At 66.9% G+C, this 19,802-nt stretch carries 19 protein-coding genes; 13 read left to right on the plus strand and 6 right to left on the minus strand.

The window, feature by feature from the left end:
• Window positions 1–160: 160 nt before the first annotated feature.
• The 5 genes from ACFM35_RS13900 to ACFM35_RS13920 form a co-directional block, all read right to left on the minus strand.
• Window positions 161–706: a hypothetical protein gene (locus ACFM35_RS13900; protein ID WP_378843058.1), complete on the minus strand. Its 546-nt coding sequence runs from the start codon at window positions 704–706 to the stop codon at window positions 161–163.
• Between the two features lie 56 nt (window positions 707–762).
• Window positions 763–1,440, minus strand: a complete 678-nt coding sequence (locus ACFM35_RS13905) for an alpha/beta fold hydrolase (protein WP_378843060.1) — start codon at window positions 1,438–1,440, stop codon at window positions 763–765.
• Window position 1,441: 1 nt separating this feature from the next.
• Window positions 1,442–2,341: a carbohydrate ABC transporter permease gene (locus ACFM35_RS13910; RefSeq protein ID WP_378843062.1), complete on the minus strand. Its 900-nt coding sequence runs from the start codon at window positions 2,339–2,341 to the stop codon at window positions 1,442–1,444.
• Window positions 2,338–3,210, minus strand: a complete 873-nt coding sequence (locus ACFM35_RS13915) for a carbohydrate ABC transporter permease (protein WP_378843064.1) — start codon at window positions 3,208–3,210, stop codon at window positions 2,338–2,340. The genes ACFM35_RS13910 and ACFM35_RS13915 overlap by 4 nt, the downstream gene beginning before the upstream one ends.
• Window positions 3,211–3,302: 92 nt before the next feature.
• On the minus strand, window positions 3,303–4,406 hold the full coding sequence (locus ACFM35_RS13920) for an extracellular solute-binding protein (RefSeq protein WP_378843614.1): 1,104 nt from the start codon (window positions 4,404–4,406) through the stop codon (window positions 3,303–3,305).
• Window positions 4,407–4,767: 361 nt separating this feature from the next.
• On the opposite strand from ACFM35_RS13920, the gene ACFM35_RS13925 reads away from it, so the two are divergent.
• The 4 genes from ACFM35_RS13925 (at window position 4,768) to ACFM35_RS13940 (ending at window position 10,050) form a co-directional block, all read left to right on the plus strand.
• Window positions 4,768–5,556, plus strand: coding sequence for an IclR family transcriptional regulator domain-containing protein (locus ACFM35_RS13925; RefSeq protein ID WP_378843066.1), 789 nt, complete (start codon window positions 4,768–4,770; stop codon window positions 5,554–5,556).
• A gap of 211 nt (window positions 5,557–5,767) precedes the next feature.
• Window positions 5,768–7,012, plus strand: a complete 1,245-nt coding sequence (locus tag ACFM35_RS13930) for an MFS transporter (RefSeq protein WP_378843068.1) — start codon at window positions 5,768–5,770, stop codon at window positions 7,010–7,012.
• 205 nt (window positions 7,013–7,217) lie between these two features.
• Window positions 7,218–8,522: a C-glycoside deglycosidase beta subunit domain-containing protein gene (locus ACFM35_RS13935; RefSeq protein WP_378843070.1), complete on the plus strand. Its 1,305-nt coding sequence runs from the start codon at window positions 7,218–7,220 to the stop codon at window positions 8,520–8,522.
• Between the two features lie 52 nt (window positions 8,523–8,574).
• Entirely contained in the window at window positions 8,575–10,050 is a 1,476-nt protein-coding gene (locus ACFM35_RS13940) for a C-glycoside deglycosidase beta subunit domain-containing protein (protein WP_378843072.1), read from the plus strand.
• 4 nt (window positions 10,051–10,054) lie between these two features.
• On the opposite strand, the gene ACFM35_RS13945 is transcribed toward ACFM35_RS13940, so the two are convergent.
• Window positions 10,055–10,996 (minus strand): LysR family transcriptional regulator, encoded by a 942-nt coding sequence (locus ACFM35_RS13945; RefSeq protein ID WP_378843074.1) that lies wholly within the window; start codon window positions 10,994–10,996, stop codon window positions 10,055–10,057.
• Window positions 10,997–11,247: 251 nt separating this feature from the next.
• Between ACFM35_RS13945 and ACFM35_RS13950 the strand changes: the two genes are divergently transcribed.
• The 9 genes from ACFM35_RS13950 (at window position 11,248) to ACFM35_RS13990 (ending at window position 19,769) form a co-directional block, all read left to right on the plus strand.
• On the plus strand, window positions 11,248–12,546 hold the full coding sequence (locus ACFM35_RS13950; protein WP_378843076.1) for an ABC transporter substrate-binding protein: 1,299 nt from the start codon (window positions 11,248–11,250) through the stop codon (window positions 12,544–12,546).
• Window positions 12,547–12,616: 70 nt separating this feature from the next.
• Window positions 12,617–13,570 carry a carbohydrate ABC transporter permease gene (locus ACFM35_RS13955; RefSeq protein WP_378843078.1) on the plus strand — a complete coding sequence of 318 codons (954 nt, stop codon included), beginning with the start codon at window positions 12,617–12,619 and terminating at the stop codon, window positions 13,568–13,570.
• 1 nt (window position 13,571) lies between these two features.
• On the plus strand, window positions 13,572–14,408 hold the full coding sequence (locus ACFM35_RS13960) for a carbohydrate ABC transporter permease (RefSeq protein ID WP_378843080.1): 837 nt from the start codon (window positions 13,572–13,574) through the stop codon (window positions 14,406–14,408).
• Window positions 14,409–14,411: 3 nt separating this feature from the next.
• Window positions 14,412–14,783, plus strand: coding sequence for a nuclear transport factor 2 family protein (locus ACFM35_RS13965; RefSeq protein WP_378843082.1), 372 nt, complete (start codon window positions 14,412–14,414; stop codon window positions 14,781–14,783).
• 15 nt (window positions 14,784–14,798) lie between these two features.
• Window positions 14,799–15,593 (plus strand): TIM barrel protein, encoded by a 795-nt coding sequence (locus ACFM35_RS13970; RefSeq protein ID WP_378843084.1) that lies wholly within the window; start codon window positions 14,799–14,801, stop codon window positions 15,591–15,593.
• On the plus strand, window positions 15,590–17,122 hold the full coding sequence (locus ACFM35_RS13975; protein ID WP_378843086.1) for a GMC oxidoreductase: 1,533 nt from the start codon (window positions 15,590–15,592) through the stop codon (window positions 17,120–17,122). Before ACFM35_RS13970 ends, ACFM35_RS13975 begins: the two co-directional genes overlap by 4 nt.
• A 98-nt stretch (window positions 17,123–17,220) precedes the next feature.
• Window positions 17,221–17,616, plus strand: coding sequence for a C-glycoside deglycosidase beta subunit domain-containing protein (locus ACFM35_RS13980; protein WP_378843087.1), 396 nt, complete (start codon window positions 17,221–17,223; stop codon window positions 17,614–17,616).
• Window positions 17,613–18,713 (plus strand): sugar phosphate isomerase/epimerase family protein, encoded by a 1,101-nt coding sequence (locus tag ACFM35_RS13985; RefSeq protein WP_378843089.1) that lies wholly within the window; start codon window positions 17,613–17,615, stop codon window positions 18,711–18,713. The genes ACFM35_RS13980 and ACFM35_RS13985 overlap by 4 nt, the downstream gene beginning before the upstream one ends.
• Before the next feature lie 15 nt (window positions 18,714–18,728).
• On the plus strand, window positions 18,729–19,769 hold the full coding sequence (locus ACFM35_RS13990) for a sugar phosphate isomerase/epimerase family protein (RefSeq protein ID WP_378843091.1): 1,041 nt from the start codon (window positions 18,729–18,731) through the stop codon (window positions 19,767–19,769).
• Window positions 19,770–19,802: the final 33 nt, after the last annotated feature.

Genomic DNA, 19,802 nt, shown 5'->3' on the forward strand with positions numbered 1-19,802 from the left:
GGTGGAAAGTGCGCATGCGGGGCGGCATCCCCGAAATACGCGGTCCATCCGCATGGGACCCCGGAAGGCAGTGGAGACCCGTCACCACATCACCCACACGCCTCAGCCGGGCACTACGCGCACGAAGTCCCGGCTGAGGATCGGCTGACGGACGCGGCAGTCAGGGGATCGTCATCACGGACTGTTCGTTTGTCTCCGTGTCGCACGTCGTGATGCGCCACGCCGGTGCTCCGCCGTCCATGACGCGAGCCATCTCGACGATGAGGGGGCTCGGCCACACCTCTCCGGAGAGTTGCGCCGCCTCGTAAGCACCGGCCCCGCTCGTCTGTCGCTCCGCTTCCGTCAGCTCCACCTCGTGGCTGGCCAGGGGTTCCAGCGTCCGGACGTCGACGATCGATTCCTTCCCATGGCTCGGGTCTTCCGCTTGCTCGCCGAAAGCGTCCCGCGCGCCGTCGACGCTTCGGATCCGCCAGATCCATGAGGAGTCGACGTATTCCAGACGGAGGCCGACGACACTGCCACCCAGGACAGGAGATTCTCCCGGAAGAGATTCGAGAAAATCCGTAGGCCAGGAGAGTTCCGCCGGCATGCACGTGCCGGGGTAGTCCTGCCCTACCGCGTCGGGCGCATCAGGAACCGTGGCACACCCCGTGGGCGTCACAGCTGCCGCGACGACGAGCAGACCGGCCGACGCACGCCGCCTCATCCGCAACCCCCTCGCCCACACTCGACACAGGAGCTTGTCCCCGTCCTGATCTCCCGTCAGCGGGGACGCCAGGACCGGACGAGCGCACCGAACGCGTCCGGGCGTTCGAGAGGGAGAAGGTGCCCGCCTTCGAGCGTGACCATCCTCGCCCCGGGCACGGCGGCGGCGATCTCGGTGTGGAAGGAGGGAGGGCAGATCGCGTCGTCCGCGCCCGATACGACCAGCGTCGGCGCGGCGACGCGCGCGAGGCCGGGTCGGAGGTCGACCCGGGTGGTCTGCATCTGAAGCTGTGCGCGCAGCGCTGAGGCGCCGGTTTCGTCGCCCATCCTCAGCGTGCGCTCCACGAGGTCCGGCCGGGAGGCCGCGACGGCGGGCGTCAGGAGCGAGCCGATGATCTGCTTCTGGAGGTCGCGCGGTGCGGCGCCGCCGTCGAGCTGATCGAGCCACCCGCGCCACGATTCCTGCTGCCGAGCGGTGGGCGCCTTCGCATTCGTCGAGACGACGCAGAGGCCCGAGACCCGCTCCGGCGCCCGGGCGATGATGGCCATGGCGACGATGGCGCCGAGGGAGAGGCCGCCGAGGACGAAGGTCGGCGGCAGCTCGGACAGCAGACGGTCGACCTGCGCGTCGACGGATCTTGCGGTGAGCTGCGGGGTGATCGCATCGTCCACCCCGCAGCCCGCCCAGAGATCCGCCGTGCAGTTCATCCCGGCGAGGAGGACGAGCGGCTGCACCTCAGCCCTTCACGGCTCCGTCGCTGAGTCCCGCCACCAGGTACTTCTGCGCGATGAACGCGATCACCACCACGGGGATCGTCAGCAGCATCGATGCGGCGCCCGCCTGCTGCAGCATAGGCAGAGTCTGCCCCAGCTGGGTGGCAATGAACACCGGCACAGTTTTGGACGAGGTGTCCGTCAGCACCAGGGCGGTCAGGTACTCCTGGAAGGCGAAGAGGAAGACGAAGATTCCCGCGGTCAGGATGCCCGGCCCCATCAAGGGGATCATGACCCGGCGCAGCATCCCGATGCGGGTGCAGCCGTCGATCATCGCTGCTTCGTCGAGCTCCCGTGGGATCTCGGCGAAGAAATTGCGCAGCAGCCAGATCGTGAACGGCTGATTGATTGCGACGAGCGCGATCGCGAGGGCGAAAGTGGTGTCGTAGATCCCCAGAGCGCGACTGATGTCGTACATGGGCAGCACGACCGCGAATCGGGGGAGGGCGCGGAAGACGAGTGCGAGGACGAGCAGGAGTGCGGAGATATAGCTCGGGAAGCGGGACAGTGCATACGCCGCGGGGATCCCGATGATGAGCGCGAGGATCGTCGAGATCACCGCGACAGCAAGCGTGTTGACGACGTAATCCGAGAAGTAGGTGGTCTGCCACAGATCGACGAACGCCTGGAACGTCGGCTCATAGCCCCAGAGCACCGGGGGGTTGGCGAACGCGACATCCGTCGGCTTCGTGACGGACAGCGTCATCCAGATGAACGGGCTGAGCATCAGCAGGCACAGGAGCGTCAGCAGGATCCCGATGACGAGAGGCGCGCGGCGCCGGCTGCGCGTGCGGGGGTTCTTCCCCTCGATGTCACCCGTGGTGATGGCGCGGGTGGAGAGCTCGCCGCTGGTGAGGGTCATCGCAAGGCCTTCGCTTCCTTGAAGATCCCTCGGATGAAGGGAATGAGCATGATGAGGATGAGGATGATCGTGAGGACGTTGATGGCGCTGCCGAGCCCCAGCTCCTGGGCCCCGTTGGCGAAGGCGACCGAGTAGACGTACAGCATGATCGACTCGTTGCCGATGGACTCGGCTTGCGGTGACAACGGGATGAGGGCGTCGAAGATCCGGAGCACGTCCATGATCGAGATCAGGGTGACGAACCCGAGGACGCCCCGGATGGTCGGAATGATCACGCTGATGTGGGTCTGCCAAGCGTTCGCGCCATCGATGCGGGACGCTTCCCTCAACTCGACGGGCACGCCTTGCAGGCCGGCGAGGATGATCAGCATCGCGAACGGCAGCATCTGCCAGACGGTGTTGGCGATCACGAGGATCGCGTTGGGCACCTGGTCGGTGAACCACAAGACCTGGGTTCCTCCCAGGAGGCCGATCAGGCGGTTGACGACGCCGCCGAAGTTGTCGTCGAAGAGCCAGGAGAACGCCACTGCGCCGACCAGGCTCGGCAGCACGTAGGAAATGAGCATGATGCCCAGGACCAAGGGCCGCGACAGGCGCAACGTGTTGACGGCGGTGGCGATCAGATAGCCGAAGACGATCAGGATCGCGGTCGTGACCACCGTCACGATGACCGTGAACATGACGGCTCTGTGGAACCGGGGGTCGCTCAGAGCATCGGCGAAGTTCGCCAACCCGACGAAGGTGCCGGGGCTTCCGTAGCGGACGTTCTCAAAGCTCCACTGCACGGTCCTCGCCAGCGGGAGGACGAGCAGTGCGCTCATGACGAGCAGACTCGGTGCGAAAAGCAGCCAGAATTCGCGTGCCTTCATCGTGGCGACTCCCTCTGATCGACTGTGGCCTGCACCACCGGGGCACAGGCCACAGTCGATCGGTTCACGGTGTGATGGGGTTGTGGCGGGCGTCAGCCCGCGATCTTCTCCGCGGCCGCCTGCATCTGAGCGAGACCGTCGTCGATCGAGACGTTGCCCGCGAGCACCTGCGCGAGGATCGGCGTGATCTCGTTGCTCACGGGGGCGAGTACCGGAGAGACGACGGGCGGCATGGCGCCGGCGATCGAGTCGTTCGCCGCCTGTCCGTAGGGCGAGTTCTCCGCCGTCATCATTCCCTCGCGGGCCGGGTACGCCGCCGGCACGGATGCCTTCGAGGCGTCCTCGCTGACAGCCGATGCCATCATCACGAAGAGCATGTCCGGGTCGAGCTTGGTGTTGAACGGAATGGACCAACCGTCGATCGAGAGCCGGTCGTACAGGTACTCGGCATCGGCGGAGGCCTTCGGAGGTGCGGCGAACCCGAACGAATCCGAGAGCTTGCTGTTGGCTGCGTCGGTGAGGTCGCTCATCCGGCCGGAGAACATGATCGACATCGCGGCAGTGTTGTTGTACATCTGCTGCTGCACCTTGGGCTGATCGAACGTCGTGACCTGCGGGTCCATATACGGCTGGAGCTTCTGCATGGCCTCGAGAGCCTTCTTACCCTCCGGGGTGTCGATCGTGACCGTTCCGTCGTCGGTCGTGAAGTCCGCGCCGAACGAATTCATGACCGCCTGGAAGCTCGTCGTGACGTCCGACGTCGCGAGCCACGGGAGCGCGATCGGGTAGTCCATCTTGCCGGCCGCCTTGATGGCCTCGGCGGCGGTGATCATGTCGTCGAACGTCTTCGGCACCTCGAGGCCCAGCTCGTCGAAGATGTCGGTGCGGTAGGCCATGACGAACATCTGCGCCTGCATCGGCAGCGCGTAGAGCTTGCCGTCGTACGACATGCCCTGGCGCATCGATTCGCTGATCGCGTTCAGGTCGTAGTCGTCGGCGTACTTCGCGAACAGGTCGTCCAGCGGCATGAGCTTCTCGTCGCTGGCCAGGCTCGGGATGATGTAGCCGTACGTCTCGACGATGTCGTAGCTGCCCGAATCGCCTGCGAGGGTCGCGGTGGTCTTGGTGACCTGGCCGCCGAAGTCGATCGGGTCGTGCTTGACGGTGACATCATCCTTCGTGCAGCTCTTCACCATCGTGTCGGTGAAGGGGTCGATCGCGGAGGAGTTGTAGGCGAGCACGTTCACTGTGGTCGCGGAGTCGGGGGCGGTGTAATCGCAGGTGACGTCGGTGGCATTCGCGTTGCCGGTGCGGCTTCCTGCGCCGCAACCGGAGAGAGCGAGTACACCGACGACAACGGCAGCCGCAAGGGCAAAGGCACGCTTCTTGGTGGTTGACATGGTCAGAGAGTATACGTATGCATGTCACTTAGGAAAGCCTAAGAAACCGACCAATATTGTTACACACGCGCAACATGAATACGTATACTGTGGAGTGCTGGCCCGATTGTATTCGCGCTGCGGTTATGCTCTCTCGATTCTCCCGCAGGTCGGGGCGATGCGCCAGGATGAGGGAGTGAGCACCCCCGACGCCGGCGAGTTCGTGCAGTCCTTCGCCCGCGGCCTCGCGGTGATCCGCTGCTTCGATGCCCAGCACCCGGAACTCACCCTCAGCGAGGTCGCCCGTCGGGCCGACATGACGCGCGCCGCCGCCCGCCGGTTCCTCCTCACGCTGGAGCACCTGGGCTACGTGCGCTCCGACGGCAGATCGTTCCGCCTCACGCCGCGCGTGCTCGAACTCGGCTTCTCCTACCTCTCCGCGCTCTCGCTCCCCGAGATCGCGCAGCCGCACCTGGAACGCCTCTCCCACGAGATCGGCGAGTCGGTGTCGGCGGCCATCCTCGACGGGCCCGACATCGTCTACGTGGCCCGCGTCCCCACGCGCCGCATCATGAGCGTGCGCATCACGATCGGCACGCGGTTCCCGGCCTACGCGACCAGCATGGGCCGCGTGCTGCTGGCGGGGATGACGGATGCCGCGGCGCAGGCCGTGCTCGCAGCATCCGCCCCCGCATCCTTGACCGAGCGCACCCTGACCGACCTCGACGACCTCGCCGCCGAACTCGCTCGGGTGCGCGCGCAGGGCTGGGCGCTCGTGGACGGGGAGCTCGAGCCGGGGCTGCGTTCCGTGGCCGCGCCCGTCCATGGCCGCGACGGCGGGGTCATCGCCGCGGTGAATGTGTCGACGAGCGCCACGCGCGACTCCGCCGAGCATGTGGAGAAGGCGTACCTCCCCGCGCTGCTGAGCATCGCCGACGCGATCGATCGCGAGCTGCGCCTGCTGTGATGCGGCGGGGCGGCCGCCGGTCACTCCCGCGCGAGGGACGGTGTCCGCGCATAGATGCGCTCGATGGGCGGCATCACCGATCGCCGCTGTACTGATGCGCGCGGGGGGTCTCTACTGGAGGTGTCCCGTCGACGACGGGGTCGTGCGCGCTTCCCGAGGAACGCGACACGCACAGGCGATCTCGAGGGCGACGATGCCCTGAGGAGGTTCGATGACGAACATCACCACCCACCACGACCAGACATCCATGCGCAGAGCCGGCGCATGGCAGGCGGCGCTGCTGCTCGCGGGCAGCTGTCTGCCTGTGCTCGGTTCCGTCCTGATCACCCCGGTCCTCCCTCAGCTCTCCGAGCATTTCGCCGACGTGGCGGGCTCCGAGGTGCTGGTGCCGATGATCGTGGCGATCCCGGCCTTGATGATCGCGATCTTCGCGCCTTTCGCGGGACAGATCGTCGACCGCCTGGGACGCAAGCGGCTGCTCATCATCGCCATGTTCGCGTACGCCGTCGTCGGCACGGCCCCCGCATGGCTCGAGGGACTGACCGAAATCCTGGTCAGCCGGGTGCTCGTCGGCATCTGCGAAGCCGCCATCATGACGGTCTGCACGACGCTGATCATCGACTACTTCCACGAAGAGCACCGGCGGAACAAATACCTCGGTCTGCAGACCGTGGCCACGACCCTCGCCGCCACGGTGTTCATCATCCTGGGCGGCGCACTCGGGGTCGGGGGCTGGCACGTGCCGTTCTGGGTCTACGCCGTCAGCATCGTCGTCGCAGTGCCGATGATCTTCTCGCTGTGGGAGCCCTCGGCCGCCGAGTCCGGCGGTCGACGGGATGCTTCGGCGGCGAAGGTGCCCATCCCGTGGCGGCGCATCGGGGTGCGGCTGCTGGTCAGCCTGTTCGGCGGCTTCACGTTCTACGTGATCATCATCGAGGCGAGCTATCTCGTGGTGGGCACCGGCATCGCCGCCACCGACACGGCCACCATCGGACTCGTCGCCGCGGTCGCCTCCCTGGCCACCGCGATCGCCGGCTTCACCTTCGCCCGGCTCGCCAAGGGCCGCGCGGGCCGTCTGCTGCCGATCGCCTTCGGGCTGCAGGCCGTCGGGATGCTGGTCATCTGGGTGGTTCCGGGGCTCCCCGGCGTCATCGCGGGCGCGGTCATCGCCTCGTTCGGCTCGGGCCTGCTGCTGCCCTCGCTGGTCACATGGGTCGTCGCGTCCACGCAGTTCGAGGAGCGCGGACGCGTCACCGGATGGTGGACGGCCGCGTTCTTCCTCGGGCAGTTCCTCACCCCGATCCTGATGGGGATCATCGGAGCGGCAGCCGGAGGGCTGGCGACTGCCGTCGGCATCGTGGGCATCGCCTCCGCGGTGGTCGCGGTGCTGGTCGGCGTCGCGCTGCGACGGTCGGCTGCTCGTGAGAGCGCGTCACCGGCGGCGTACACGCGCTGAATCACGACGACGATGGCCGGGGCCCGATCGGGCCCCGGCCATCGTCGTGTCACCGCACCCGTGCGGGTCCGTCGCACTTATGCGCAGATCAGTCTTACTTATGAATAAACGAGACCTAAGGCTGATAGCCTGAAGATGGCCACCGCCGCTGCACACGACGCTCGTGCACATGGGCGGCGGGGGCCCTGACAGAGGGTGAGCAACGATGCTTCTCGAGAGAGATCTGATCCAGGCCGTGGGTTTTCGCAACGTGGGAGTCGGCGATGACGTCACCGGCTTCCAGCTGCGCGTGCGCATGCCGTCGTATCGGGGGATGGCGGCATCCCTCATCGACGGGATCGCCGTGCGTGTCGACGACCTCGTCGATGTCGGGCACGACGTTCCGCTCTGGACGTTCTCGGGCCGCATCTACACGCTGGCGCAGCTGTGGGACAGCGACGGCGTGCGCTGGCAGCTCGAGGATGCCGCGGTGATCACGGTGCCCTACCCCGGCGGACTGCCGGAAGGCGTGCACGAGGTCTCGATCGAGCTGCGGCTGCGCATGTCGTATGTGCCGGTCGAGCACCAGCCCTCGACCTACTCCGAGACCCGGCACATCACCCTTTCTTCCGGAGTGGACGGCGGCCCCTTCCAGTACGGCGTCTCGCTCTACAGCTTCATGACCGACTACGGCACGGTGCTCGATCTCGAGACCGCGCTGGCGGCCGTCGCCGACGTCGGAGCGACGGGCGTCGAGATCCTCGGCGAAGGTCACGTCGAGAACTACCCCTCGCCGTCGACCGCCTGGATCGACCGGTGGTTCGCTCTTCTGGAGAAGTACTCGCTCGAGCCGACCAACTATGGATCGTGGATCGACACGCGCCTGCACTCCAGCGGGGTGAACGCCCGCGATCTGACCGCCCTCGAAGGAGCGGCGATGCTGCAGCGCGACCTCCGGCTGGCAGCGACGCTCGGCTTCCGCTTCGTGCGCCCGAAGATCGGGGTGGTCACGAGCGATCTCGTGCCGCACCCCACGTGGACCGAGGCCGTCGAACGCAGTCTCGACCTCGCCGCCGACCTCGATGTCATCATCTGCCCCGAGATCCACTCGCCGACGCCGATCAAGCACGAGGTCGTCGACGACTACATCGGGCTCATCCAGCGCACGGGCACGAAGCACTTCGGCCTGCTGCTGGACACCGGCATCTTCCAGGACCGCCCCATCCCCCTGCGACCCGGTGAGCTGCCCGGTCGTCGGCCCGCGTTCCTCGACGGCATCGGCGTCGACCCGGCCGACATCGCCGGCATCGCGGAATACGTCGTCTTCATCCAGGCGAAGTTCCATGACATCGACGAGAACCTCGAAGACCAGCAGATCCCCTGGGTGCCCGTGCTGCGCGCACTGAAGGACTCCGGATACACCGGGTACCTCTCCAGCGAGTACGAGGGTGAACGCACATCCTGGCGCTCGATCGAGCAGGTGCGCCGCCAGCACTCCCTCATGAGACGGGTCGTCGGCGAGCTCGGCTGAGCCGCGGCATCCGCCCCCCCATCGACGCACACGTCACCGAGAAGGACACGAAATGCCCAACGGCCTGATTCACCGAGACAGTCTCCGCAGCCACCCGGACGGACTTGCGCTCGTCCTCACGATCCCGTGGTACCGCAGCCTCTGGCTCTCGTCGGTGACCTCGCTCGAGCTCACGATCGACGGACACGCGGTCGACCAGGCCGATCTGCGGTTCGAGCTCGACGGCACCGCCTATGCGCTCGATGCGCTGCCCGAGCAGAGCGAGACGCTGTGGTTCCTGCAGCAGCACCCCTCACTGATCATCCGACGTGACGTGCCCGGGGCGCTGGGCGAGACCCATGACGTCGTGCTGGTGGGGCAGCTCCGTCTGCCCTACATGCAGATCGCGCCCGGCACCGACGGAGGACCGGGCATGTACGTGCCCAACTTCGTGCGCGACGCTCAGACACTGACGGTGACGGATCGGGATGCCGCGGCCCCCGCCCTCGTCTCGGATGTGCCTCCGCCCCCCGTCGCGACGGACGCCGATCCCTTCCAGCTCGGTCTCACCCTCTATTCGGCCAGCGCGGAGTTCCGCGCCGGATGGTTCGACTTCGACGGACTGCTCGATCGGGTCGCCGAGCTCGGAATCGGCCCGGGAATCGAGATCGTCGCCTCCCAGATGGTTCCGACCTACCCCGTCGTCTCGGACGAATTCGCACGCACGTGGCGCGACGCGTTCGACACGCACGGCTTCGACGCGAGCTCGTTCGGCGCCAACCTCGACATGGGTCGGCGCCGCGATCGCGACATGACGCCCGACGAGGAGTTCGAGTTCAGCGAGCTGATGTTCCGGGGTGCGAAGAAGCTCGGCTTCCCGCTCGTGCGCATCCAGTCGGCCAAGCCCGAGCTGCTGCGCCGTCTGCTGCCGATCGCCGAAGACCTCGAGCTGAAGCTCGCCTACGAGATCCATGCGCCGATGGGCCCCAACGCCGAGCCCATCCTCAAGGTGCGCGACACCTACGCCGAGCTGGACTCGCCGCTCCTGGGCTTCGTCGCGGACTTCTCCTCGACGATGCACGCCATGTCGCCGACGCTGCTGCGCGCGGTGTCGCGGGCGGGCCTCGACACCGAGTCCGTCGAGCGTCTGCAGGCGATCTGGGCCACCGACGCGACGATGCAGGAGCGACAGCAGGAGTTCATCGGCTACCTGAAGGGCCGCGACTTCGATCCTGGTCGGCTCGGCTCGTTCGCGCACCTCGCCTTCAACATGCACGGGCATGTCGCCCCGCAGGAGTGGGCCGACATCATGCCGCAGATCCTGCACGTGCACGCGAAGTTCTACGACATCGACGAGAACGGCCAGGAGCCGGCCATCGACTACCCCGAGCTCGTACGTGTCTTCGTCGAGGGCGGCTACCGGGGCTACTGGTCGAGCGAATGGGAAGGTCACGCCTTCGCCGAGCTCGGCGAGGTCGACCCGCTGCTGCTCGTGCGCAAGCAGCACGACCTCATCCGTCGCAGCATGCGGGCGCTGCAGCCCGCCTGACCGCTCAGACGGCGACGTGGGCGCCGGCGTCGACGAGCCGGCCCGCTTCCTCGAAGAGCGCGCGCATCCACGCGTGCTCGGGATCGCGATTGTGCACCGGATGCCACCACAGTGCGTTGCTGAGGGGGGTGGCGTCGAACGGCAGCTGTACGACACGGATCCCGCCGAGGCGCAGGGCGGCGGGGGCGAGAGCCTCCTGGATGAGACCGATGCGGTTGGAGCCGGCAACGAAGTGCGGGATGGAGAGGAAGCTCTCCACGACGACTTCGACGTGCGGCTCGACGCCGAGCTGCTGGATCTGACGAGCCGCCGAGGTGTACGCCGATCGCGACTGGTACGTCATCACCCACGGCAGCTCGGCAACGTCCTCCATGGTCAGGTCGTCTCCCACCGCGTCGTTGGACTCCGACACGACCGCGACCCAGCTGTCGTGCCAGAGATCGACGTACGGCAGGTCCGACATCGGACCGTGCGGAATCACCATGCCGTCGGCTGAACGCAGCCGATTCGCGGCATCCTCCACGATCCCCGGGTTGTGCAGCATGAAACGGAAGCGGACACCCGGCGCCCTTTCGGCGGCGATCTCCGAGACGATCTTGCCGACGGTGACGAACCCGTAGTCGCTGCCGTAGATCGCGAACTCGCGGACGGACTCCGTCGGCGCCCACGTCGCCTGGCTCTCGAACACCCGCCGGGTGGCCTCCAGCGCGGTCGTGGTGTGCTCGGCCAAGCGGAGGGCGAAGGGCGTCAGCTCGTAGGTGTTGCCACGACGGGCGAGGATCTGATCGTTGAAATGCGTCCGCAGACGGGCGAGCGAGGCGCTGAGCGCCGGCTGGCTCAGGTGCAGCCGCTCGGCCGCTCGGGTGACGCTGCGCTCCGTGAGGAGGGCGTCGAGCGCGACGAGCAGATTGAGATCGAGGCGCGAGAGCAGGGCGTGATCGGTCACGACGATGTGATCCTTCGGACGAGCGGCGGGTGGTGCCGACTCTATCAGCGCAATCTATGCAATTGCAGAACTTCATAGGTTGGCGCGATGACGTTCCAGGGGTGTTGATGTGGCGGGGACGTCGCCGCGGGGTGGCTTATGCCGTATATCGAAACTACTTATGTGCGTTTCCGGCACATCCCGGGGATACTGAGAACACAGCAGGCCGCTCGAGGAACGAGTGGCCGACAACGAAGTCAGAAAGGCTGGACATGACACAGCACCGTGGCTCTCGCGCAGCGCGGATCGGCCTCATCGCCGTCCCCATCGCGGGCGTTCTCATCCTCGCCGGTTGCAGCGGCAGCTCGTCGGGCGACAGCTCGTCGAGCGCCGACACCAAAGAGTTCTCGCTCACCTTCGCCACCTCCAACAACATCGAGAGCCCGTTCGAGGTGCTCGCGAAGAAGTACATGGAGGCGAACCCCGACATCAAGGTCACCCTCAACCCGCAGCCCAACGACACCTACGGCGACACCGTACGCACGCAGCTGCAGGCCGGCAACGCGTCCGACGTCATCGAGACCGAGGCGGGCAGCGGCCAGACGCGCAGCATCATCCCCCTCGCTGAAGCAGGCTTCCTCACGGCGCTCGACGACTCCGTGGCCGCGGGTATCCCCGCCGGCAGCGAGGCGCTCTTCGAGGTCGACGGCAAGGCCTACGGCCTGCCCCTGACGATCTCGTACGCCGGCATCGTCTACAACGAGACCGCCGCCGAGGCGGCAGGCATCACGGAGTTCGCCACCGACGCGAAGACGCTGGCCGAGCAGTGCAAGGCAGCGGCCGATAAGGGCAAGACCCTCTTCGTCCTGGCGGGCTCGACGGTGCCGAACGCCGGGATCACCGCCTCGGTCATCGCCGCGACGCGTGTCTACGCAGAGACGCCGGACTGGAACCAGCAGCGCCTCGACAAGAAGGTGACCTTCGCGGACAGCGACGGGTGGAAGGACACCCTGCAGACCGTCAAGGACCTCTACGACGAGGGCTGCTTCCAGGCCGGTGCCGAGGGCGCAGGCTTCGATGCCATCACCACCGGGATGAGCTCGGGCTCGACCGTGGGCTTCTTCGGTCCGCTGGGATCGGCCGCCGAGCTGCAGAAGGCCGCGCCCGACCAGAAGTTCGTGGCACAGGCGTTCCCGCCGGCGACCTCGAGCGACAAGCCGTTCGGCGTCGCCAGCCCGACGTACTCGCTGTCGATCAACAAGGCCTCGAAGAACAGTGCCGCAGCGAAGGCGTTCCTCGACTGGATCGCCGAGCCTGCGCAGGCCAGCATCTTCGCCGACGCCGCCGGCAGCCTGCCGATCGCGGGACTGGCCGACCTCGACCTGTCCGACACGATCTACTCGGCCGTCGCGGATCAGCTCAACAGTGGAGACTACGTGCCGCTCGCGAACTCGACCTGGCCGAACGCCTCGGTCTACGACGCGCTCGCGACCGGCGTGCAGGGTCTGCTGACCGGTCAGTCGACCGTCGACAGCGTCCTGACCGCGATGGACACCGCCTGGGATCAGTGAGTCCGTTCGGCGGCCACCGGATGCCCCTGGCTCCGGTGGCCGCCGAACCCTATCGAAGGATCGCAACACGATGACTGCAACGATGCATCAATCCGAGACCGAGCTGGTGGTCGTCCCCAAGAAGCGGGGTCCCCGGCAGCGCGCGGGACGTCGCCCCGGAGTTCTGAAGTTCGGCCACTGGTGGTGGGCGCTCCCCGGCATCGTCTTCGTCATCGCGATCCACTACGTCGCCACGGCGGCGGGCGGCATGTTCGCCTTCACGAACTGGAGCGGCATCGGGTCGTTCGACTGGGTCGGCTTCGACAACTTCCGCCGGATCTTCGCCGACCCGACGAAGATCGCGGCCCTGGCCAACACGCTCTTCCTGGCGTTCGGATCAGTCATCCTCTCGAACATCGCGGGCCTCGCGCTCGCGGTGGGACTCAACCGCATCCTCAAGACCCGCTACATCCTGCGGACGCTCTTCTTCATGCCGGTCGTGCTCAGTCCGCTCGCCACGTCGTACATCTGGAAGTTCATCTTCCAGTTCGACGGTCCCCTCAACACGATCCTCGGAGCCGTCGGCCTCGGCGGTCTCGCCCGCCCCTGGCTGGCGGACCCCACCTGGGCGATCTGGACCGTGCTCATCGTCGTGGTCTGGCAGTCCACCGGCTTCGCCATGGTGATCTACATGGCCGGGCTCGCCGGCGTGCCGGTCGAGATCGAAGAGGCGGCAGCGATCGACGGCTCCAACCTGTGGCAGCGCTTCTGGCACGTCACGCTGCCTTCCATCCGGCCTGCCGTCGCGATCGCGACCACGCTCGGACTCGTGCAGGGTCTGCGCATCTTCGACCAGATCATGGCGCTCACCGGCGGCGGCCCCGCGAATGCGACGGCCACCCTCGCCACCGAGGTCTACAAGCAGGCCTTCTCACTCGGCAACTTCGGGTTCGGCGCCGCCCTGGCGCTGGTGCTGACCCTCATCATCCTGGTCTTCGCGCTCGTGCAGCAGCGCGTCACCCAGGGTCGGACCACGGGAGACTGACATGTTCCGCTACACGAAACTCAGCGCTCTCCGCGAGGTCATCTTCTGGATCGTGGCGCTCGTCTATCTGGCGCCGTTCTACTTCCTCATCACCATCGCCCTCAAGGACGACACCGAGGTCTTCTCGACGTCGAAGCTGGCGCTGCCCACGACGCCGACGCTCGACAACTTCGCCAAGGTGCTCACAGCCACCGGCCAGTCCAACGTGCTGCTGGGGCTGCTCAACAGCGTGCTGATCACCGGCGGCAGCATCGTCATGATGGTGCTGCTCGGCTCGCTCACCGGGTACGTCCTGGCCCGCAGCACACGGCGGTGGAGCACCGTCGTGTACTACCTCTTCCTCGTCGCGATCGTGCTGCCGACACAACTCGGCACCGTCCCCCTCTACATCGGTGCGCGCGCCACGGGCCTCACCGGTTCGGTCTGGGGCATGATCATCCTCTTCAGCGGCATGCTCATGCCGTTGGCGATCTTCCTCTACGCCGGATTCTTCCGTGGGCTCGGCACCGAGTACGAAGAGGCCGCCGCGATCGACGGCGCCACGCGCACGCAGATCTTCTTCCGCATCGTCTTCCCCCTCATGGCGCCGGCCACGGGCACCGTCGCGATCCTCGCCGGGCTGATCGTCTGGAACGACTTCTTCACGTCGCTGATCTTCCTCGGCGGCTCGACCTCGCAGACGCTGCCGGTCGCGATGTACTACTACATCGGCTCCCTCGTGTCGGCGTGGAACCAGATCTTCGCGATCGTCATCATCTCGATGATTCCGATCCTGGCCTTCTACCTGTTCGCGCAGAAGCGCTTCATCCAGGGCTTCGCCGGCGGACTGAAGGGCTGAGCGATGACAGACAATCGTGCGGCGTTCGAGCATTTCTGCGACCTGTTCTACACGCAGAAGCGCGTGGCGGATGCCTTCGCCTCGCTGGTCTCGGACGACTATCGCCAGCACAACCCGAACGTGCCGGACGGGCCCGACGCCGCGGTCGAGATGCTCACCCCGAAGTTCGACGGATCCCCGGATGCGCGTTTCGAGATCCAGCGCATGATCGTCGACGGCGACCTGGCGATGGTGCACGTGAAAGCCTCGCGACCCGGCGCACCCGATGCCGCCGTCGCGGACATCTACCGATTCGAGGACGGCCGGATCGTCGAGCACTGGGACGTGCTTCAGCAGGTCCCCGCGCATGCCGCCCACGACCATCCGATGTTCTGAACACGAAGGACGAACATGTACCAGCTCGCACCCAATATCGAACTCCTCTTCACCGAAGCCGGCGACTACCACGACCGCGTGCGCGCGGCCGCGGCGGCTGGGTTCACGGCCGTCGAGATGTGGGGCCCGACCGGAGTCGACGCACCCGCCACCCCGAAGGACCTGCCGGCGCTGAAGGCCGCGCTCGATGAGACCGGCACGCAGATGACCGCGCAGCTCGGCGAGCCCCGCACGCAGTTCATGATCCCGCCGTGGGATCACTCCGAGTTCTTCCGCAAGCTCGATGAGGGCGTGGAGATCGCTCAGATGCTGGGGACGCCCCGGATCGTCGTGGGCAGCGGTACCGGCTTCGGCGGCTGGAAGCGCCAAGTGCAGCTCGACAAGCTCATCGAGATCTACCAGAAGGCCATCGCGCAGATCGACGGCTCCGGCATCACGCTGGTGCTCGAGCCGGTCAACGTGCGCGTCGACCACCCGGGCTCGCTCCTGGATCGCACAAGCGAAGGCGTCTACGTCGCACGCGGCGTGGACTCCCCGTACTTCGGTGTCCTCTACGACATCTACCACTCAGCCGTGGAAGGCGAGGACATGCAGGCCGAGCTCGCGAACGGCGGTGACCTCATCCGCTACGTGCAGCTCGCGGATGCGCCCGGTCGTGGTGAACCCGGCGCCGGCGAGCTCGACTGGCCCGAACGCCTCGGATGGCTGCGCGCGTCCGGCTACGACGGCCCGATCGGCCTCGAGTACTACCCGACGGTCGAGTCGGCGCAGTCCGTCGAGTTCATCCGCAAGGTCGCCGCAGACGCATGAACGCCCGTTCCTACCCGGCATCCGTCGATGTCGCGATCGTCGGCAGCGGCCCGGCGGGGGCCACGTACGCGCGCGTACTGAGCGAACGGGCGCCGGATGCCACGATCGCCATGTTCGAGGTCGGGCCGACGGTGTCGCAGCCGCCCGGCGCGCACGTGAAGAACATCGCCGATGCTGATGAGCGCGCCCGCGCGCAGATGCAGTCGGAGGGGCCGACTCCCCGAGAGGCGGGCGACCGGGTCGGAGGCATCGTCAAGACGGCCGAGCGGCGGTCACGGCCCGGCACGTTCCTCCTGGAGGCGGGCTACCGGGTCGAGGGGGAGGACGGACTGCCTGTCGCCGCGATGTCGAGCAACGTCGGCGGGATGGCGGCGCACTGGACGGGTGCCTGTCCGCGCCCGAACGACGGTGAACGCATCGGGTTCCTCGACGACAGCGGCGAGCTCGACGAGCTGCTGACGGAAGGGGAGCGCCTGCTCGGTGTCACGAGCGATGCCTTCGACGCCTCACCCCACGCGCCACTCGTGCGGGGGCGCCTGGCCGCGGCCGTCGACGCCGGACGCGCCGAGCACGCCCGGGTCCAGCGGATGCCGCTGGCCGTGCACCGCCGTGACGACGGACGCCTGGTGTGGTCGGGGTCGGACGTGGTGCTCGGTGACGAGACGCGCGGCAACGAGAACTTCGCGCTGTACGACGAGTCGCTCGTCACACGCGTGCTGGTCGAAGACGGGCGTGCCGCCGGCGTCGTGGTCACCGACGTCCGGACGGGCGAGCGCCACGAAGTGAGAGCTCGTTTCGTCGTGGTGGCTGCCGACGCGCTGCGGACACCGCAGGTGCTCTGGGCCTCCGGCATCCGTCCCGACGCCCTGGGCCGGTACCTCAACGACCAGGCGCAGATCGTGTTCGCGGTCCGCATCCGGGATTTCGTCCCCAGCGAGGGGGCGGAGGGTGCGGCCAAGACCGGACTGAGCGAATACAGCGGGGTCACCTGGGTGCCCTACGTCGACGAGATGCCGTTCCACGGGCAGGTCATGCAGCTGGATGCGTCACCCGTGAAGCTCGCCGAGGACGATCCGGCGGCGCCGGGGTCGATCGTGGGGCTGGGGCTCTTCTGCGCGAAGGACCGGCAGGTTTCGGATCGGGTGGCGTTCTCCGACGACGAGGTCGACGGATACGGGATGCCCGCGATGACGCTTCATTACACTCTGAGCCCGCGCGACCACGAGGTGATCGACCGGGCGAAGGCGGAGATCGTGCGCCTCGGCGCGGCGATCGGGGAACCCCTCGACGACCGTCCGTTCATGATGCCGCTCGGTGCTTCCCTTCATTACCAGGGCAGCACTCGCATGGGTCAGGTCGACGACGGCGCCAGCGTGTGCTCGCCCGAGAGCGAGGTGTGGTCGGCGCCGGGCCTGTACGTCGCAGGCAACGGCGTCATCCCGGCCTCGACGGCCTGCAACCCCACGCTCACGAGCGTGGCGCTCGCGGTGAAAGGCGCGCGCCACATCGCCGAGCAGCTTGCCGGGTAGCACATCCCGCTTGCTTATGTCGAAATCAGACATTAGACTGTAGAAAGAATGACAAAGACGTCCGGCCGACACCGTCGGCCACGAACCTGGAGGTTCTCGTGATCCCCGATCGCATCATCGAGCAGGGAACGCTCACGACCCACGGCCCTCGCGCCTCGGTCGAAGTCCGACTGCCGTGGTACCGCGCCCTGCCCGGGTCGTGCATCGCCGGAGCGAAGCTGAGCATCGACGGCGTCGAGGCGCCGGCCGAGTCGCTGCGCTGGGGGATGAACGGCCGCGAGTTCCGCTTCGACGAGCTCGTCGACGAGACGAGCGAGTGGTGGTTCCCGGTCGACTCCGCTGTGCTCTCGGGCGAGCTGCCGGTCGACGCGGACGGTGAACACGACGTGCGTGTCGACCTCACGCTGTACATCCCGTACATCATCATCTCGGACTCCGAGACGCTGCACATCGAAGAACACGACACCAAGAAGATGAAGGCGGTAGCGGCATGAGTGGTCTCGGCACGCCGATCCAGGGCGTCACGCTCTACAGCTTCACGCGGGCGTTCCACGGCCGCGAGTACGACCTCGAGCAGCTCATCCGCAAGGTCGCCGCCGAGGGCTACGGTCCGGGCCTGGAGATCATCGGGTTCTCGAGCTTCCGCGGGTTCCCGGCGATCGAGGATTCGTTCGCCGGCTGGTTCCGCGATCTCGTCGACGAGGTCGGTCTGGTCACGACATCCCTCGCCGTGAACGCTGACATCGGCATCCATCGCGATCGCCTTCTCACGCAGGACGAGCTCGTCGACTACATGACGTTGCAGATCAAGGCGGCGGCGAAGCTCGGCTTCCCCATCGCCCGCGTGCAGATCTCGATCGAGCCCGACTCGATGGAGCGGCTCGCTCCGATCGCCGAAGACCACGGCGTGACCCTTGCGCTCGAAGTGCACGCCGACCAGTACGCGTCGCACCCGCGGATCCTCGCGCTCCGCGACCGGTATGAGAAGGTCGCGTCCCCTTACCTCGGCTTCACGATGGACTGGGGCGCGACCGTGAGCGGCTTTGCACCGTCGCTCATCGAGGCCTATCGCCGTCGCGGTGCGTCGGAGGAGCTGCTCGCCAAGGTGGTCGACCTCTGGAACATGTACTACCAGGAAGGCCCTCCCGCCGATCAGGCCGTCCATGGTCGGCGCTTCGGTTCGTTCATCGGCCTGGCTGCGCAGAACGGCCGCCCCGACCTGGGCATCGACTTCGGCATCAACGGCACGGGACTGTTCGGTCCCGCCCGCGTCGACGACTGGCTCGAGATCATGCCGTGGGTGCGCCACGTGCACGGCAAGTTCTTCGGCATCGACGAGAACGGCGAAGAGCCGTCGGTGCCCGTCCGCGATCTCATCCGTCTCCTCGTCAAGAACGGCTACTCCGGAGCGGTCTCGAGCGAGTACGAGGGTTGGCACTGGAACCACTGGCAGAGCCCGTTCGCGATCATCGCCGGTGAGCAGGCCGTCCAGCGCTCCGCCGCGCAGGATGCCGGATCACGCATGATCACGGATGCCGCGGAGGCGCGAAGCATCTTCTCCACCCACCTCGCACAGCCCGTCCACGGCTGACTCGGAAGGATCGACATGACTGAAGACAACGGCATCGCCGGCACCGGCATCAAGCTCGGGACCACCCTCTACTCCATGACGAGCGAGTTCGCCGCGGGGCTCTACACGCCCGAGACGCTCATCAAGGCCGTCGCCGACGAGGGCATCGGTCCCGGCGTCGAGTTCAACATCGCGCAGCTGCTGCGGACCTATCCCGATGTCGATTCCGACTTCGTCAAGCTCTGGTTCGACAGCCTGGAGAAGTACGGGCTGGAAGCCAGCGCGGTCGGCACGAACCTCGACATGGGGCGCCGCAAGGACCGTGACATGACGCCCGACGAGGAGCACGACTTCCTCGCCCGCCAGCTGAAGACCGCTCACACGCTCGGCTTCAAGAGGGTCGTCATCCGCTCGCACGGCAAGGAGCTGCTGCGCAGCCTCCTCCCGCTCGCGGAGAAGTACGACCAGAAGCTGGGCTACGAGATCCACGCGCCGTCGGGCCCGAATGACCCCCAGGTGCTGCAGATGCGGGAGATGTACGACGAGCTGCAGTCCGATCGGCTCGGCTTCACCGCGGACTTCTCCTCGACGATGCACAGCCTGTCGCCCACTCTCATGCGCACCCTCGGGCAGATGGGCATGGACGAGAAGCACTTCCCCGTCATGGACGAGATCTGGCACGAGCCGACACCGATGTACGTGCGCAACCAGAAGTTCGAGGACTACCTGTCCGGCGAGGGTGTCGACTTCCTCCGCTTCGGACCGTTCACCCGCCTGGCGTTCAACATGCACGGATTGGTGCCGCCGGAGGAGTGGCTGGACATCATGCCGCAGATCTTCCACGTGCACGCGAAGTTCTACGACATCGGCGCCGACGGCGAAGAACCCGCGATGGACATCCCGCGGATCGTCGAGCAGTTCGTCAAGGGCGGATACCAGGGCTACCTCTCGAGCGAGTGGGAGGGTCACGCGTTCTCCGACCTCGGCGAGTCCGACCCGATCGACCTCGTCAAGAAGCAGCACACGCTGATGCGTCGTGCGATCGAAGACACCGTCGCGCAGCGCCAGTCGGCCTGAGGGCCGCGAACCTTTTCACGATCATCGCCTGAC

Source organism: Microbacterium songi, assembly GCF_042747925.1.
Classification (GTDB): Bacteria; Actinomycetota; Actinomycetes; order Actinomycetales; family Microbacteriaceae; genus Microbacterium.